General features: G+C 71.5%; 14 protein-coding genes. 1 reads left to right on the forward strand and 13 read right to left on the reverse strand.

Annotated elements, in window-relative coordinates:
• Positions 1 to 14 precede the first annotated feature (14 nt).
• The 5 genes from ACFPZ3_RS50645 to murQ all read right to left on the reverse strand — a co-directional run bounded on the left by ACFPZ3_RS50645 (position 15) and on the right by murQ (position 7045).
• On the reverse strand, positions 15 to 3338 hold the full coding sequence (locus ACFPZ3_RS50645; protein ID WP_379521733.1) for a condensation domain-containing protein: 3324 nt from the start codon (positions 3336 to 3338) through the stop codon (positions 15 to 17).
• 2 nt (positions 3339 to 3340) lie between these two features.
• A complete protein-coding gene (locus tag ACFPZ3_RS50650) occupies positions 3341 to 3541 on the reverse strand; it encodes an MbtH family protein (protein WP_379521614.1) in 201 nt (66 codons plus the stop codon).
• A gap of 2 nt (positions 3542 to 3543) precedes the next feature.
• Entirely contained in the window at positions 3544 to 4845 is a 1302-nt protein-coding gene (locus ACFPZ3_RS50655; RefSeq protein WP_379521615.1) for an MFS transporter, read from the reverse strand.
• A 189-nt stretch (positions 4846 to 5034) separates the two neighbouring features.
• Positions 5035 to 6123 carry a serine hydrolase domain-containing protein gene (locus tag ACFPZ3_RS50660; protein ID WP_379521616.1) on the reverse strand — a complete coding sequence of 363 codons (1089 nt, stop codon included), beginning with the start codon at positions 6121 to 6123 and terminating at the stop codon, positions 5035 to 5037.
• 22 nt (positions 6124 to 6145) lie between these two features.
• Entirely contained in the window at positions 6146 to 7045 is a 900-nt protein-coding gene (gene murQ / locus ACFPZ3_RS50665; RefSeq protein ID WP_379521617.1) for an N-acetylmuramic acid 6-phosphate etherase, read from the reverse strand.
• 57 nt (positions 7046 to 7102) lie between these two features.
• Here murQ and ACFPZ3_RS50670 point away from each other — a divergent pair, with 57 nt between their 5' ends.
• Entirely contained in the window at positions 7103 to 8215 is a 1113-nt protein-coding gene (locus ACFPZ3_RS50670) for an exo-beta-N-acetylmuramidase NamZ family protein (protein ID WP_379521618.1), read from the forward strand.
• 2 nt (positions 8216 to 8217) lie between these two features.
• On the opposite strand, the gene ACFPZ3_RS50675 is transcribed toward ACFPZ3_RS50670, so the two are convergent.
• The 8 genes from ACFPZ3_RS50675 to ACFPZ3_RS50710 form a co-directional block, all read right to left on the reverse strand.
• Positions 8218 to 9069, reverse strand: coding sequence for a GNAT family N-acetyltransferase (locus tag ACFPZ3_RS50675; RefSeq protein WP_379521619.1), 852 nt, complete (start codon positions 9067 to 9069; stop codon positions 8218 to 8220).
• A complete protein-coding gene (locus tag ACFPZ3_RS50680; protein WP_379521620.1) occupies positions 9069 to 10079 on the reverse strand; it encodes an ABC transporter ATP-binding protein in 1011 nt (336 codons plus the stop codon). Before ACFPZ3_RS50680 ends, ACFPZ3_RS50675 begins: the two co-directional genes overlap by 1 nt.
• Entirely contained in the window at positions 10076 to 11062 is a 987-nt protein-coding gene (locus ACFPZ3_RS50685; RefSeq protein WP_379521621.1) for an ABC transporter ATP-binding protein, read from the reverse strand. Before ACFPZ3_RS50685 ends, ACFPZ3_RS50680 begins: the two co-directional genes overlap by 4 nt.
• 2 nt (positions 11063 to 11064) lie before the next feature.
• Positions 11065 to 11970 carry an ABC transporter permease gene (locus ACFPZ3_RS50690; protein ID WP_379521622.1) on the reverse strand — a complete coding sequence of 302 codons (906 nt, stop codon included), beginning with the start codon at positions 11968 to 11970 and terminating at the stop codon, positions 11065 to 11067.
• On the reverse strand, positions 11967 to 12974 hold the full coding sequence (locus ACFPZ3_RS50695; protein WP_379521623.1) for an ABC transporter permease: 1008 nt from the start codon (positions 12972 to 12974) through the stop codon (positions 11967 to 11969). Before ACFPZ3_RS50695 ends, ACFPZ3_RS50690 begins: the two co-directional genes overlap by 4 nt.
• 3 nt (positions 12975 to 12977) lie before the next feature.
• Positions 12978 to 14810, reverse strand: coding sequence for an ABC transporter substrate-binding protein (locus ACFPZ3_RS50700; protein WP_379521624.1), 1833 nt, complete (start codon positions 14808 to 14810; stop codon positions 12978 to 12980).
• 146 nt (positions 14811 to 14956) lie between these two features.
• Positions 14957 to 15922 carry a zinc-dependent alcohol dehydrogenase family protein gene (locus ACFPZ3_RS50705; RefSeq protein WP_379521625.1) on the reverse strand — a complete coding sequence of 322 codons (966 nt, stop codon included), beginning with the start codon at positions 15920 to 15922 and terminating at the stop codon, positions 14957 to 14959.
• Position 15923: 1 nt separating this feature from the next.
• Positions 15924 to 17111, reverse strand: a complete 1188-nt coding sequence (locus ACFPZ3_RS50710) for a M20 metallopeptidase family protein (RefSeq protein ID WP_379521626.1) — start codon at positions 17109 to 17111, stop codon at positions 15924 to 15926.
• Between the last annotated feature and the right edge of the window lie 47 nt (positions 17112 to 17158).

Genomic DNA, 17158 nt, shown 5'->3' on the forward strand with positions numbered 1-17158 from the left:
CGTGCTCCCTCTCATCAAGGACGGGTGCGCGGGGTTCTGGGCAGGCGGGCGATGGCGGGTCCGGTACGGGCCGTCTCCGTGTGGGCCAGGGCCCGCGCGAGCGCGGCGACGGTGGGGGAGGAGAAGAGCTGGGCGGTGGTGGCGGGCAGGCCCTGGCCGGTCAGGCGCGCCGCGACCCGCACGGCGCTGAGCGAGTTCCCGCCGAGCGCGAAGAACCCGTCGTCGGGCCCGACCCGCGAGACCCCCAGCACCTCGGCCCAGACGGCGGCGATCCGCCGCTCCAGCTCGGGGGCGCCAGGACCCGGTGACGCGGCGCTTTCCCGACGTGGCGCGTCGCCTGCCGCCGGTTCCGGCGGATCCGGCAGCACGATCCCCGAGACGGGCCTGTCCGGCGCGTCGGCCATGCCCTCCAGCACCCGGACGAAGGACTCGGCCAGCCACTCCATGAAGGCCCGCTCGAACGAGGCGGCCCGGTACTCGACCGTCACCGCGATCCCCTCGGGCACACCCCCCGGCCCGTAGGAGTCCGTCACGTCCACCAGCAGCTCGAACCGGGCCGCCCCCGTCCTGACCACCTCGACCCGCGACTCCACCCCGGGCAGCGACAGCTCGGCCCGCGCGTTGTTCTGCAGGGCCAGCACCACGTCAACCAGCGGATGCCGCCCGGGAAGCCGCGAAGGGTTCAGATCCTGGACGACCCGCTCGAACGGCACCTCCTGGTGCGAGAACGCCTCCAGGTCGAGCTCCCGCACCCGCGACACCAGGTCACCGGCCGCCGGATCGCCCGTCAGGTCCGTACGGAGCACGAGGAGATTGACGAAGAACCCGACGAGCCCGTCCACCGAACCGGTGGACCGCCCGGCGACCGGCGCCCCGATGGGCAGGTCCGTGCCCGCGCCCGCCCGCTCCAGCACCACGGCCAGCCCCGCCTGCAACACCATGAACAGCGTGGCCCCGCGCCGCCTGCCCAGCTCGACGAGCCGCGCGTGCAGTCCGGGCGGGACCTGCCCGGCCACCGTCCGCGCCGCCGCATCACCGGGAGCGCCGGGGGCGCGCGGCAGCGCGAGCGGCTCGGGCAGCCCCTTCAGGGTCTCCCGCCAGTAGGCGAGCTGGGCGGAGGCGATGGCGTCCACGCGTTCGCGGTGCCGCACGGCGTACTCGGCGTAGGTGGCGGGAAGGGGCGGCCACGTGGGTGGCCCGCCGTCCAGCCGGGCCCGGTAGGCCTGCGACAGGTCGCGCATGAACGGCGGCAGCGACCACCCGTCGGTGGCGATGTGATGCATGACCAGCAGCAGCGCGTGCTCTCGCGCCCCCGTGGTGAACAACACGGAGTGGATCGGCAGCTCGGCCCCGAGGTCGAACCGGTGCCGCGCCGCCTCGGCCACCCGCCCGTCCAGCTCCTCCGCGGTGACCCGCACCTGGCTGAACCCGGGCACCCCATCGGGCAGCACCCGCTGGGCGGGCTCGCCGTCGTGCACGGTGAACACCGTTCGCAGCGGCTCGTGCCTGGCCACCACGTCCTCCAGCGCGGCCCGGAGCGCCGCCACGTCCACGGGGCCGCGCAGCCGTACGAGCATGGGCATGTTGTAGGCCACGCCCGCGTCGATCCGGTCGAGGAACCACAGGCGGCGCTGCGCCGCCGACAGCGGCAGCGCGTCCGGCCCGGCCAGGGGCGCGGGCTCTTCCACGGGAGCGGCGAGCTCGCCGATGTGGACGGCGACGCCCGCCACGCTGGGCGTCTCGAACAAAGCCCTGACGCCCACCTCCGCCCCCAGCTCGGCGTGGATCCTGCTGAGCAGCCTGGCCACGGTCAGCGAGTCGCCGCCCAGGGCGAAGAAGTCGTCGTGCACGCCGACCCGCGCCACCTTCAGCACCTCGGCGAACAGCCCGCACAGCGCCTTCTCCACGTCGTTCCGCGGCGACCCGGACCCGGATCCGTACGTGGGCGCGGGCAGCGCCGCACGGTCCAGCTTGCCGCTGCCGGTCAGCGGCAACGCCTCCAGCGCCACGAACGCCGACGGCACCATGAACTCGGGCAGGACCGCCGCCGCATGGGCCCGTAACTCCTCCCCGTCGACCGAGGACGGCACCACGTACGCGACCAGCCGCCGCTCACCGGGCACGTCCTCACGGACCACCACACGAGCCCGCTCCACCGTCGGATGCCCGGCCAGCGCCGCCTCCACCTCGGCGGGCTCGATCCGGAACCCGCGGACCTTCACCTGCTCGTCCGCCCGCCCCACGAACTCCAGCACCCCGCCGGAGGAGGCCCGCACCAGGTCCCCAGTCCGGTACATCCGCTCACCAGGTGCCCCGAAGGGATCGGCCACGAACCGCTCGGCCGTGGCCTCAGGCCGCCCGAGGTAGCCCAGGGCCAGCCCGTCCCCGGCCGCGTACAACTCCCCGACCTCCCCGTCCGCGACGGGCCGCAGCAGGGCGTCCAGCACGCGTAACCGCTTGCCCCGCAGCGGCGTCCCGATGGGAACGGGCCCGTCCACGGCGGTCACCGGATGGGTGGTCAGGAAGATCATGCCTTCGACGGGGCCGTAGCCGTTGCGCAGCAGCAGCCCGGGATGCCGTTCCAGAGCCAGCCCGACGTGGGCGGGTGACAGCGCCTCGCCGCCGACGATCAGGTGGCGCAGCCCGGTGAGCGCGTCGGGGCACTCGTCCACGATCACGTTGAACAGGCTGCTCGACAGGTACATGGCGCTCACCCGGTGCTCGGCGACCAGCCGCGCCAGCACGAGCGGATCGGGCCGCCGTCCCGGATACAACACGCACGTCCCACCGGACAGCAGCGGCCCCCACAACTCCAGCGCGAAGGCGTCCCACGACGTCGGCGAGCACTGCAGCCACACGGCGTCGAACGGCGCGTACTCCTGCCCCGTCACCGTGGCCGTGATCGCCCGGTGCGGCGCGGCGACCCCCTTGGGCCGCCCGGTGGAGCCCGAGGTGAACATCACGCACGCGACGCCGTCGTGCCGCCCCGCCCGGGGGAGGCGCTCGACGCCGCCGGGGGACAGGACGGCGGCGGCGCCGTCCGCCATGCCGCGCAGCCGCTCCCCGGGAAAGGCGGGATCGAGCACCATGTACCCGGCCCCGGCCTTCAGCACGGCCAGCAGCGCCACGACGAGCTCGACGCCGCGCTCCATGCGCACCCCGACCAGGCTCCCGGCCGGCACGCCGAGCCCGGCCGCCCGCTCGGAGGCGCGCGCGTCCAGCTCGGCGTAGGTCAGCCGCTCTGCGCCGCAGACCAGCGCCGTCCTGTCAGGGGTACGCGCGGCCTGCGCCGCGAAGGCCTCGTGCACCAGATGTGGCCCGGGATTCGCCCTGCCCATGGTCACGCGCGCAGGCTCGCCGGGCGCATGTCCGTCCAGTGCGTCTCGATGTAGGCCAGGCACGACGCCCGCGGGCTCGACTCCAGCGCCACCCGCCAGCCCGCGGGCACGTCGATGTCCGCCGGCCAGAGCGAATGCTGGTTCTCGTCGTTGACCAGCACCAGATAGGCGCCGTTCTCGTCTTCGAAGGGGTTGGTGGACATGGTCAGCCTCCCGCGGGTTGCTTCTCGAGGTCGGGCGTCAGCACGTCGATGTGCCGCACGGCGCGGCGGGCCAGCCCCCAGAGGGCGGCTCCCGCGCCGAGCAGGCCGGCGATCAGCAACATCGCCGCCATGCCGCTGCCCGGCCCGTCACCGACCAGGGGCCGCAGCAGCCCCGGCAGTCCGGTCCCGGCCGCGGCCTGGGGTTCGAAGACATGGTCGGCGAGCGGCCCCGAGCAGGCCATCGCCACCGGTGAGGAGATCTGCGAGACGAACATGACCGCCCCGAACACCCGTCCCTGCCGCTCCTCCGGCACCTTGGTCTGGATGATCGACTGCATCGAGCCGTTCACGATCGGCATGATCAGCGCGCCGACGAGCATGGCGGCGGTCCAGGCGACGACGCCGTTCACCATGGCCATGACGATCTGCGCGCTCGCGCACATGCCGACGACGCCGAGCATCATGCCGCGCACCCGGTTCCTGGGCCCGCCCCAGGCGGCCAGCAGCAGCCCGCCCGCGATGCCGCCGGCCCCGATGCCGGCGCTCACAGTGGCCAGGACGGAGACGTCGCTGCCGGTCCTGGCCAGGATCATGGGCTGCACCACGGCGAACCCGAACACCATGACCAGGTTGACCGTGAAGAACACCAGGATCAGGCCGCGCAGGCTGGGCTGGGCGAACAGGTAACGCAGCCCCTCCAGGGAGTCGGCGCCGAGCCGCTTGCGCGTGCCCGCCTCGCCGGCCTTGTCGCCGTCCATGCGCACCAGCCGTACGGTGGCCAGCGCGACGGCGAAGCTGACCAGGTCGATCCAGAGCACCATGCCGAGCCCGCCGGTCACCACGAGCAGCCCGGCCAGGGCGGGACCGCCCACGTCGGCGACGCTCTTGGCGGTGGCCAGCAGCCCGTTGGCGCGCTGGAGCTGATCCTTGCCCACCAGCATGGGCACGGCCGACGACAGCGCGGGAAACTGGAAGGCGGCGGCGGCGCCGAGCAGCGCCACGGTCAGGTAGACCTGCCACAGGTGCAGGTCGCCGAGGAAGTAGGTCGCCGCCATGGCGCCCACGGCCACGAGCCCGCCGAGGTCGGCCAGTTGCAGCGCGGTGCGCTTGCGGCACCGGTCCACGATGGCGCCCGCCGTGGGGCTCAGCAACATCTGGGGCAGCAGCGCGCACAAAGACAGCGCCACGACCTGCGTGACCTGATGCTCGACGGTCCACGCCTGAATGACCAGGGAAAAGCGGAGTACGGAATTTCCGACGAGCGTGACGACCTGGCCGGACCAGACAAGGCTGAATCTGCCCATTCCAGCAAATCGCTGGATAAATCTCATTGGTTGGGACGATGGAGGTTGACCCATGTGTGCCCTAGGCCCTTCTGGTGAAAGGAACCTTTTGCGGCGCCCACCCCGTCGTTCCCCGGGCGCCTCAGTCACCTTCACACACAGTTTCGGGACCGGGCAATAAGCTATTTGTGGTCTGGCAATTACTTGCCGTCAAAGGGCGAGGTCAAAAGCCTCATTGGCCACCGCGTGCCGCAATTCCCGTATGCCGTCGCGGCCCCGTACCGGATGGACGGCGTTCGTCAGCAGGACCACGGTCAGGCGGCGGGCGGGGTCGACCACCAGTGAGGTGCCGGTGAAGCCCGAATGGCCGTACGCGCCGCTCAGCGGGCCCGTGACGGCCGGGTCGCCGATCCGCACGCCCAGCCCATGACGGAACGGCGCGCCCTCGGCCCCCTGGTCGCGGGTCATCTCGGCCACGCTCTCCCGCCGCAGCACGGGCTCGCCGCCGCGCCGCAGCCGCTCGCCGAAGGCCAGCAGGTCCCCGGCCGTGGCGAACAGGCCCGCGTGACCTGCCACGCCGCCCAGCGCGTACGCGGTCTCGTCGTGCACCTCGCCCCGTACGCAGCCGGGCCCGGGACGCTCGGGTTTCCACTCGGTCGCGGCGATCCGTTCCACGGCCTCCGGGCGGTAGCCGGTGTCGGCCAGCCCCAGCGGGCCGGTTACCCTCGCGTGGACCAGCGCGTCCAGGGGCGCGCCTCCGGCCAGTTCGGCCAGGCGGCCGGCCATGACCATGCCGACGTCGCTGTAAAGGTACGGGCCGCCGGCCGGGTGGATGACCGGCGTGCGCACCATGGCGGCCATCCGCGCGCCGGCGTCCGCCTCCGGCAGCTCCAGATCGATGCGGCGGGTCGGGGGCAGGCCCGCCGTGTGGGTGAGCAGGCGGCGCGGGGTGATCCCGGGGTCGGCGCCGGGGATCCAGGCGGCCACCGGCTCGTCGAGGCCCACCCGGCCCTCCTCGGTCAGCGAGAGCAGCACGACCGTGGTGAACAGCTTGCTGATCGACGCCAGGTCGAAGATCGAGTCCCGGCGCGCGGCCGGACGCTCGCCGGCCAGCCTCCCGTGAGCGTCGGCCTGGTCCCCGTGAGAGCCGGCCTCGTTCCCGTGAGAGCCGGCGTACCGTACGAGCTCCCCGGCGGCGCCTGCGACCACCACGGAGCCGTCCACGGCGATCAGCGCGACGGCGGCCGAGCACACGCGCGGCACCGCCCCCGCCAGGATCGCCTCCAGCCGATCGGACATCTGCATCCCCCCGGGTGCCGGATCAGCCGCTGAGCGCGTCGCTGAGGCGCTCTCCGTGGGACTCCAGCAGGGCGCGGGCCCCGGCGGCGTCGAGACCGTGCTGGATCATCAGCACCGCGATCTTCGCCTGCCCGCCCGCCGCGTCCAGCGCCGCGCCGGCCGTCTCGGGATCGGCCCCGGTGATGTCCCTGACCATGCGCAGCGCCCGCCCGGCGAGCTTGCTGTTCATGGCCGACATCTCGATCATCTCGTTTCCATACGTACGGCCGAGCCGCACCATCGAGATCGTCGAGATCATGTTCAGGACGAGCTTCTGCGCCGTGCCCGCCTTCAGCCGGGTCGAGCCGGTCACCACCTCGGGCCCCACGACCACCTCGATGGCGTGCTCGGCGGCGGCCGACAGCGGCGCGCCCGCGTTGCACGACAGAGCGGCCGTCAGCGCGCCCCGGCCCGCGGCCTCGGCCAGCGCACCCAGCACGAAAGGGGCCCGCCCGCTGGCCGACACGCCCACCACCGAGTCGAGCGGGCCCACCTCCAGGTCCTTCAGCGCGGCCGCGCCCGCCTCCGCGTCGTCCTCCGCCCCCTCGACGGACCGGGTCAGCGCGTCGGGACCACCGGCGATGACGCCCTGCACCAGCGAGGGATCGGTGCCGAACGTGGGCGGGCACTCGCTGGCGTCGAGCACCGCCAGCCGTCCCGACGTGCCGGCGCCCACGTACAGGAGCCGGCCGCCCTCGGCCATCCTGGCGGAGATCGCGTCGATGACCGCCGAGATCGCCGGGATGACCGTCGCCACGGCGGCGGGCACGGCGGTGTCGGCCTGGTTCATCAATCGGGCGATCTCCTCCGTCGGCAGCCGGTCGATCTGGCTGTAGCGGGGGTCGCTCTGCTCGGTGGACAGCTCGGGTAGCGGATCAATCATGTCGCTAATTTCCACCCTCTACTTCTCTCTTGTAAATATCTTTCAGACAATGGGTTCATGCAGCATGTGAGAACCGGAGCCGAACGGCTGGCCACGGATCCCGCCCTCGCCGGCGGCGCCCGCCTTGGCCTGATCACCAACCCGACCGGCGTCCTGCCCGACCTGACCCCCACCCCACCCGCCCTGCTGACCGCAGGCGTGCCCCTGACCGCCCTGTTCGGCCCCGAACACGGCATGCGGGGCACCGCGCAGGCGGCGGGCAGCGAGGCGGACTCCGTCGACGAGCTGACGGGGCTGCCGGTGTACGACACGCACAAGCTCTCCGGCGAGTCCCTCGACCGCGTGGTGGCCGCCTCCGGCGTGGACACCCTGGTCTTCGACATCGCCGACGTGGGGTCGCGCTTCTACACCTACGTCTGGACCATGTACGACCTGCTGGAGTCGGCCGCCCGGCTCGGCGTGCGCTTCGTGGTGCTCGACCGGCCGAACCCGCTGGGCGGAGCTGTCGAGGAGGGCCCCCTGCTCGACCCGGCGTTCGCGAGCTTCGTCGGCCGCTTCCCGCTGCCGCTGCGGCACGGCAGGACGGCGGGGGAGCTGGCTGGGCTGTTCGGGTTCGACGTGGACCTGACCGTCGTGCGGATGGAGGGCTGGCGGCGGGACATGACGTACGCCGAGACCGGCCTGCCCTGGGTGATGCCGTCGGTCAACATGCCGACCCCGGACACCGCCCTGGTCTACCCGGGAACCGGGTTGTTCGAGGGCACCAACTTCTCCGAGGGGCGCGGCACGACCAGGCCGTTCGAGCTGATCGGAGCCCCGTACACGGACGCCGGCTTCGTCAGGGCGCTGGCCGCACTCGACCTGCCGGGGGTGCGGTTCAGGGAGACGTGGTTCACGCCCACGTTCCACAAGCACGCCGGCACCTCCGTACGCGGGGTGCAGCTCCACGTGCACGACCGGGGAGCCTTCAGACCGGTGCTGACGGGCCTGTCGATGTTGCACGTGGCCCGCACCCTCTACCCGGACGACCTGCGCTGGTGGGGACCCGAGCTGTTCCTGGACCACCTGTGGGGGTCCGACACCCTCACCCGGTGCCTGGAGGCAGGCGGGGACCCCCGCGACCTGTGCCCGCCGCCGGGCCGCCCAGAGGGCCATCTGCTCTATTCGTGACATCACGCCAGGTCGCGCCGATAGAGCCAGAAGACGCGTTCCGCTCGCGCGCCGACCGCGCGCGAGTAGAACCGCAACGGCCCTACCCAGCCGATCTGGGCCTCGGCCTGGCCGGCGGCCCGCTGCTCGGCCAGGCATCGGCGCAGCAGCACCCGTCCCAGGCCGAGGCCGCGCGCGTCCGGCGCGGTGCCCATGGGCCCGAACCAGGCCGGCCGCGCCCCCCAGGCCGCGAAGCCCAGGATCCGCCCATCGCGCTCGGCGTGGTGCAGCCCGGTCGCGTGGACGGCCTCCCAGGCCCAGCGCTCGTTCCAGTGCTCCTCGACGAACGCGGCCACCCGCTCGCGGTCCCCCGCTCCCACCGACACGCCGGACTTCTCCAGCCGTGCCAGGTCCTCCTGCACGGACAGGTCCGCGTCCAGGAGGCCGGCGGTCATGTTCCAGGCGGCGTGGTAGCGCTCGTACCCGAGGCTCTCGGCCAGGCAGGCGGCGGCGGTGTAGCGGACGTCGATGCCCGGCCAGGCGTAGCACGGCGGGTTCCCGGCGAAGCGGGCCTGCCGCGCGCCCTGTCCCCGCAGCCACTCCTCGGCCGTGCGCACCAGCGCCCGCCCGCGCCCCTCGCCCTGGGCGGGGGGATCCACGGCGAGCAGGTCGATGTGCCCGACGGAGGGGTCCTTGGCGGACAGCGAGGCCATCACCACGCCGCCCTCGGTGCCCAGCGCCGTCCACTGGCGGCCGGCCGGGGGCCGTGACAGGTGCCCGGCCAGGCCGGCGGCCTCCCCGGCGTCCAGCGTCAGCGCGGCCGCGGCGACCCGCGCCGCCTCCTCGGGCTCCGCGGCCCGTACGGCGTGCGTCATCACACCTCGCTCATCGGCCGGGCGATCACGTCACGCCGCTCGGGGTAGAAGCACGCGTGCTCCTGCGGGACGCCCTCGGTGACCTGGAGGAGCGGCCGCTCGCTCGCGCACCGCTCCCCGCGGAACGGGCAGCGGCGGGCGAACAGGCAGCCCTCGTCGGACTGGCTCTCGTCCAGCGACTCCAGCGGCACCACGGGGTTCTCGCCCGGCTGCTCCAGACCGTGCAGCACGGGGATGGCCGACAACAACGACTGCGTGTACGGGTGCACGGGATCGGCGATGATCGTGTCCACCGGGCCGTGCTCGATGACCTGGCCGCGGTAGATGACGTACAGCTCGCCGTCGCCGCCGATGTAGCGGGCCGTGGCCACGTCGTGCGTGATGAACAGCACGCTCACCCCGAGGCGGTCGCGCAGGTCCTTCAGCAGCGCCAGGATGCCCAGCCGGAGCGACACGTCGATCATGGAGACGGCCTCGTCGGCGACGAGCATCTCCGGGTCCACGGTCAGCGCGCGGGCGATGACCACCCGCTGCCGCATGCCGCCGGAGAGCTGGTGCGGATAGCGCGCCAACACCGTGCCCGGGTCCAGCCCCACCAGCGACAGCACCTCGGCCGCCCGCTCCTCCATCCACGCCCGCGAACGCCCCGTCTGCCGGGCCCGCAGGCTCAGCGGCGCGTGCAGCGTCTGGTGGATGGTCCTGGTCGGATTCAGGGCCGAGTAGGGGTCCTGGTGGATCATCTGGATCTTGCGGAAGTGCGGCTGGCGCTGCTTGAGCTTGAGCGGCGACATGGGGACGCCGCCGATCTCGATCTCGCCCTCGTCGTACGTCTCCAGCCCCGCGATGATCCGCCCCAGCGTGGTCTTCCCGCACCCGGACTCACCGATGAACGAGGCCGCGCCGCCCTTGGGGATCGCGAAGTCCACCCCCCGCAGCGCCCGCACCTCACGGGCCCCGAGCACCTTGCCGCGCTGCTTGAACGTCTTGACGACGCCGGTTCCGGTGATCATGCGTGCTCCTTCACGGTCACGGCGTGACAGGCCACGGTCCTGGGCCCGATCGCGACGGCCTCCGGGTCCACCTCGTCGCACACGTCCATGCGCAGCGGGCACCGCTCCCTGAACACGCAGCCCTGCTTCGGCACGGTGACCAGCGTCGGCGGCCGTCCGGGCAGCGCCTGGGCCTCGTCGATGTCGCCCACGAGCCGGGGGATGGCCTGGATCAGGCCCTTGGTGTACGGATGCCGAGGAGCGGCCAGGACCTCCCTGGTGGGGCCCTGCTCGACCAGGCGGCCGCCGTACATGACGGCCAGCCGGTCGGCGACCTCGGCCACCACGCCGATGTCGTGCGTGATGACCAGCGTCGTCAGGCCGCGCTCCGCGTGCACCTCACGGACGATCTTCAGGATGTTCGCCTGGGTGATCATGTCCAGGGCGGTCGTCGGCTCGTCCAGCACCACCAGGTGGGCGTTGAGCACCAGCGCCAGCATGATGCCGACCCGCTGGCGCATGCCGCCGGACAACTCGTGCTGGTGCGAGTCGAGCACCCGCGCGCCGTCCAGCCCCATCCGGCCCAGCAGTTCCCTGGCCTCGCGCACGAGGCCGCGCAGGTCCTGCACGCCGTGCGAGCGCCCCAGGTCGAGGAGTTGCTTGCCGACGGTCTTGAGCGGGTTGAGGCTGTTCTGGGCGGCCTGGAAGACGTACCCGATGTGCTTGCCGCGGGCCTTGCGCAGCTGCTCGCCCGCCAGCCCCACCACGTCGCCCAGGCCGTCGATCTCGACGCTGCCCGCCGCGATCCTGCCGGGCGGCTGGACGGCGTTGAGCAGCGACAGGGCCAGCGTGGACTTGCCGGAGCCGGACTCGCCGACGATGCCGGTGATCGACCCGGGCTCCAGCGTCAGGCTGACGTCCCGGACGGCGGGCAGCTCGCCCGCGGGGGTCTTGTAGACGACCGTGAGGCCGCCGATGCGCACTCCCGGCGCTTTTTCCGTCACGGTCACTCCTCGCGCAGCCGGGGGTTGAAGATCTCGTCCATGGCGTCCACCACGAGCACGATGCCGAGCGTGAGCAGCAGGATCGCCAGCAGCGGCGCCATCAGGTAGCCCAGCGCGTTCGGCGTGATCATGGCGCCCGCCTGGAACACCGCCAGGTTGAGCATCACGCCCCAGTTGTCCGACTCGTACGGCAGCACACCGAGGAAGAACAGACCCACCTGCGAGTAGACCGCGCCGGTGACCGAGATGAGCATGTTCATCGCGATGTACGGCGCCATGCTCGGCAACAACTCCTTGCCGATGATGTGCGTCGTGGACAGGCCCAGCCCGCGCGCCGCCTCGATGAACCCGCGCTCACGCAGCGACAACGTCTGCGAGCGCACCGCCCGCGCCACGCCGCCCCAGCCGAGCAGGCCGAGCACCAGGCCCATCTGGATCGGGCTGCCGAACTGCCACACGGTCGCCAGCACCAGCAGCAGCGGCAGGCCGGGGATGGTGAGCTTCATGTCGGTGATCCGCATGAGCACGGTGTCCCAGCGGCCCCGCCTGAAGCCGGAGAACAGGCCTATCCCCGTGCCCAGCACGACCGTGATGAGCGCGGTCACCGCGGCCGTGAGCAGCACGTAGCGCGAGCCCTTGATGACCAGCGCGGTCACGTCACGGCCCTGCGGGTCCGTGCCGAACCAGTGCGCCCAGCTCGGCGGCTGGGTGATCGCGCTGGTGTCGCCCGGCAGGTTCGCGGGCAGCACCATCGGCCCGATGACGGCCATGATGATGAAACCCGCGATGATGACGACGCCGACCATGCGGCTGGGCTTGCGCCGCATCACCCGCCACACGCCGTGCCAGAAGTTGCGGCGCATGGCCGAGGCGGCGGAACCCGCCTCAGGAATGAGCGTGGTGCTCACGACGCCTCCTCTCCGCTGCGCACGCGCGGGTCGATGACGGTGTAGAACAGGTCGGCCACGATGTTGGCGATGATGGTGCCGGCGGTGATCAGCAGGAACGCGCCGCCCATCAGGGCGTAGTCGCGGTCCGTGACGCTGCTGATGAGCAACCAGCCGAGCCCCGGATAGTTGAAGATCTTCTCGATGAAGACCGCGCCGCCGAGCAGCAGCCCCAGTGACAGGGCGAGCATGGTGAACAGCGGCAGGATCGCGTTGCGCGCGATGTAGCGGAACACGATCGAGCGCTTCATCCCGCGCAGCTCGGAGGCCAGGATGAAGTCGTCGCCGAGTACGGTGACGACGCTCGACTTCATCGCCAGGATCCACCCGCCGTACGCCGACAGCGCGTACGTGAGCACCGGCAGCACCGCGTGCTCGACGAGCGAGCCGATGTAGCCGGCGTTGAACCCGGGCTCGAACAGGATGTCCACGGACCCGTCGGCGGGCAGGATGGGGATGAGCGTGGCGAAGATCACCACGAGCAACATCGCCAGCACGTACTGCGGGATGCCGTGCAGCAGCGAGCCCGAGATGGACAGGGCGTCGCCGAGCTTGCCGGTGCGCTTGATGGCCGCGTACACGCCGAGGATGATCCCGACGAGGAAGCTCAGCAGGGTGCCGGCCAGCACCGGTAGAACGGTCCACTTGGCCGCGTCGGTCAGCACGTCGAGGACGGGCACGCCCGGCCTGGTGACGGAGACGCCGAGGTCGAGGTGGAGCAGACCGAAGATGTAGTCGCTGTACTGCTGCCAGAGCGTGCCGTCCGGCTGGAAGCCGTACAGCACCTTCACGGCCTGCTGGGCCGCCTCGGGGGCCATGCCCTGCTCGATCAGCTTCTCGTAGCGGGCGGCCATGGGGTCGCCCGGGATGTTGTTGACGATGAAGAAGCTGATCGTCGCGACAACGAGGATCATGACGAACCCGCGGGCCAGGTGGCCCGCGAGTCGTCGTGTGATGAGCGTCATAGGCTACTGCTTCGCCTTGATCAGACCTTGCTGGATCCACACGCCGGAGGGCAGCACGCCGGTGCCCATCCGCAGGACCTCGTCGTCGTGAGGCCAGCCGGTGAAACGGTTGTTGTTGACGAACTGCGTGTTGACGTAGTCCCAGAGCTGGATGACGGGCAGGTCCTGGTTGGCGGCCTTGGCCAGCTTCGCCATGATCGGCTTGGCGGCGTTCTCGTCGGCCGAGTTCAGCTCGCCTGTCAGCTCGCCGGGGTTGACCTTCTCGCCGTCGACCTCGATCTGCTCGGGGCCGCCCATCCAGTTGCCGCCCTTGCCCGCGTCGGCGTGCTTGACCTTGCCCGCGACGTTGGTCCAGCCGTTGGAGGCGCCGTAGAGGCGCTGGAAGATGTCGTACGGCGCGGGGCCGAGCGCCATCAGCCAGAAGCCGACGTCGTACTTGCCGGCCGCCAGTTCCTCCAGGTAGAGCGGGTAGTCGGCGGTCGTCACGACCTCGGCGTCAACGCCGGCCTTGACGAGCTGGCCCTTGATGTTCTCCTGGGCCGACAGCCAGTCGGAGAAGCCGGAGGGCGCGTGCATGGAGACCTTCCACGGCGAGCCGTCGGCCAGCGTCCACTTGCCGTCCTTCTTGACCAGGCCGGCCTGCTTGAACTCCTCCTCGGCCTTGGCCGCGTCCACCTTGTACGGCTCGAGCTGCGGCACCGTGTCCGGGATCCACGCCTGCGCGGCCTTCTGGTGGATGCCGCTGGTCGTGGCGGCGGCTGTGCCGCCCTCGGGAGAGGCGACCTTGGTGACCTGGTCGCGGTCGATCAGGTAGGCCAGGCCCCTGCGCACGTGCACATTGTCGTACGGCTTCTTGGACTGGTTGAAGGCCATGCCCACGGCCACCGGCGAGTAGCCCTTGATGACCTCGTTGCCGGAGCCGGCCTTGATCCGGTTCATCACGTCCGTCGGCGCGGCGGTGAATCCGGCGTGGTCGAGCTTGCCAGCGGTGAGGTAGTTCCAGATCTGCTCGTTGCCGGTGTAGTTGAGGAACTTCACCTGCGACGGCGCGACGTTCGCGGCGTTGAAGAAGTACTTGTTCTTGACCAGCAGCGCCTCGGAGGGGTTGACCCGCTCCAGCACGAACGGGCCGGCGGAGACGTCCTTCGGCGGGGCGAAGGCGATCACCTTCTCGCCCAGGCCGGTGATCTCCTCACGGGCCTTGTCGGCCTCGGCGCCCTCACCGCGCGCGCCCTTGAGCTTGTCCCAGAAGTCCGCGGGGAGCACGCTGCTCCACACGTGCGAGGGCAGGATCGTGGTGTCCAGCACGCCTCGGGCGAACTTCGGGCTGGGATTCGCCATGTCCTGCGTGATCTTCAGGGTCTGCGGATCGACGACCGTCACCTCCGCGGCGGCGCCCGCCGCTCCCGGCGTGACCGAGAAGGCCGTGCTGCCCTGCGTGTAGGCGATGCCGATGGACATCTTGACGTCCTCGGCCGTGACCGGCTTGCCGTCGGACCACTTGGCGTTCGGCTGCAACTTCAGCGTGATGGAGGAGTTGTCAGGCGCGATCTCCCAGCTCGCCGCGAGACCCGGCAGAGCCTTGTTCGGGTCTGTCAGGTGGTTGACGACCCAGCCGAGCTTCATGGAGCTGTAGCCGGGGAAGGAGTTGCCCTTGGGGTTGTACGGGTTGGCCGGCGCCGATGCTTCGAGGCCCGGCCTGTTCACGTCAATCGTGGTGAACAGCCCGCCGCCACCGCCGGCCGTGCCGCCGGACTTGTTGGTGGAACCACCGCTGCACGCCGCTGTCGCGGTGGCAAGGCCCAGCAACGCCACTACCGCTGCCAGTCGCTTCATATGCCGCTCCGGGGGATGTCTCTAGGGAATGACCGGACATTACGATCGCGCCAGACGAGCGTCAATAATCTCCAGATGTTGTGAGGCTAATGTAACTTTCCTTCATCAGTGTACGAAGTGGCGCAAAGCTCCATCAAAGTCTTCGGTCAGCTCATCACCAGGACGGCGGCCCCGTTGACCCGGTCCGCCGCCAGATCGGCCAGTGCCCGGGCGGCCTCCTCGAACGGATAGGGCGTCGTCGTCACCCGCGGACGATGCGCCAGCGCCAGCTCCAGATAGGCCCGCCCGTCGGCCCTGGTGTTGGCCGTCACGCTGCGTAGCGTGCGCTCCTGGAACAGGTGACGCTCGTAGTTCAGCGACGGAATATCGGTGAGATGAATGCCGGCCACGGCCAGCGTCCCGCCCCGGTCGAGGGCCTCCAGCGCGGGCGGCACCAGCGTGCCCACCGGCGCGAACAGGATGGCCGCGTCCAGCGGCTCCGGCGGCCTGTCCCCGGCCGAGGCCGCCCCTAGCTCCAGGGCCAGCCGCCTCGAATCGGCCGATCTGCTGACCGCGTGCACGGTCGCGCCCTGCGCGATGGCGGCCTGCGCCGTCAGGTGGGCCGAGGCCCCGAACCCGTAGATCCCCAGCCGGCCGCCCGGCGGCAGGTCGCACCGGGCCAGCGCCCGGTAGCCGATGATCCCGGCGCAGAGGAGCGGCGCCAGCCACTCGGCGGGCAGATCGCCGGGCAGGGGATAGACGTAATCGGCGGGCGCGACGACGTATTCGGCGTACCCGCCGTCCGCGTCCCACCCGGTGTAGGTGGAGTCGGGGCACAGGTTCTCCATACCCCGCAGGCAGTAGCGGCACCGGCCGCAGGTGGAGCGCAGCCACGGCACGCCCACCCGCTCGCCCGTGCCCTCCACCCGGCCCACCGCCTGGTGGCCCGGGGAGGTGCCGGGCCGATGCGGCGGCAGGTCGCCCTCCGCCAGATGCAGGTCCGTACGGCACACGCCGCACGCCTCCACCCGCACCAGGACCTCGCCGGGACCCGGCTCGGGCACCTCCCGCTCGATCAGCGCCAGCGGCCGGGACGCCATCGGCCCCGGCCGCTCCACCACCCAGGCACGCATGTCAGGACAGCCGTGAGAAGGCCAGCGAGGCGTAGAGCGCTGCTCCGTCGGGCAACACCGAGTCGTCGAACACCGCCTCGGGCGAGTGGTTGTAGGGCGCCGTGGCCGGATCCCGGTCCGGCGGGCAGGCCCCCAGGAAGACGAACGCGCCGGGGACGGCCTCCAGCACGTACGAGAAGTCCTCGGACCCCATGATCGGCTGCGGCGTGACGAAGTAACGCCCGGGACCGAACAGCTCGTCGGCCGTTCTGCCCGCGAAGTCGGCCTCGCCCTGGTCGTTGACCGTCACCGGATAGCCCATCCCGAACGACGCCTCCACCTCCAGCCCGTGCGCCGCCGCGATGCCCTGCACGACCTCCACCAGCCGCCGCTTGACCAGCGTCCTGTTCTCCTTGCTGAAGGTCCGCACCGTCGCGTCGAACCTGGCCTCGTCGGAGATCACGTTGTCGGCCACCCCGCCGTGGAAGCTGCCGACCGTCACCACGACCGGGTCGAACACGTCGAAGGTCCTGGTCACCATCGTCTGCAGCGCCGTCACCATCTCGCACCCCGCCTGGATCGGGTCCAGCGCCCTGTGCGGGGTCGAACCGTGCCCGCCGCGCCCCTTCACCGTCACGCAGAACGTGTCCGCCGCCGCCATCAGCGGCCCCGGCCGCGAGGTGAACAACCCCCGCGGGAACACCGACGACACCACGTGCAGGCCGTACGCCGCCACGGGCCGCGCCCCCGCCGCCTCCAGCACGCCCTCGCCGATCATGTGCTTGGCGCCGTCGTGCCCCTCCTCGCCCGGCTGGAACATGAAGATCACGTCTCCGGCCAGCTCCTCACGCCGCGCGCTCAGCAGGTGCGCCGCCCCGGTCAGCATCGCCGTGTGCAGGTCGTGCCCGCAGGCGTGCATCTGACCGGGAAGCTGGGAGGCGTAGGGCAGGTCGTTCTTCTCGGTCACGGGCAGCGCGTCCATGTCGCCCCGCAGCAACACCGCGGGTCCCGGCCGGCCGCCCCGCAGCACGGCGGTCACCGAGCTGAGCGCGTTTCCCGTCTTGATCTCCAGCGGCAGCCCCTCCAGGGCCGCCAGTACCTTCTCCTGGGTGCGCGGCAGGTGCAGGCCGAGCTCCGGAGTGGTGTGCAAAGAGTGCCTGAGCTGTACGAGCTGGTCCCGCATGTCCTGCGCGGATTCGGTGAACGACATGAAGAACATTGTTCACGTGCCGGGCGGGAAGTCGATAAGGCGCGCTC

This window comes from Nonomuraea insulae, from assembly GCF_042656245.1.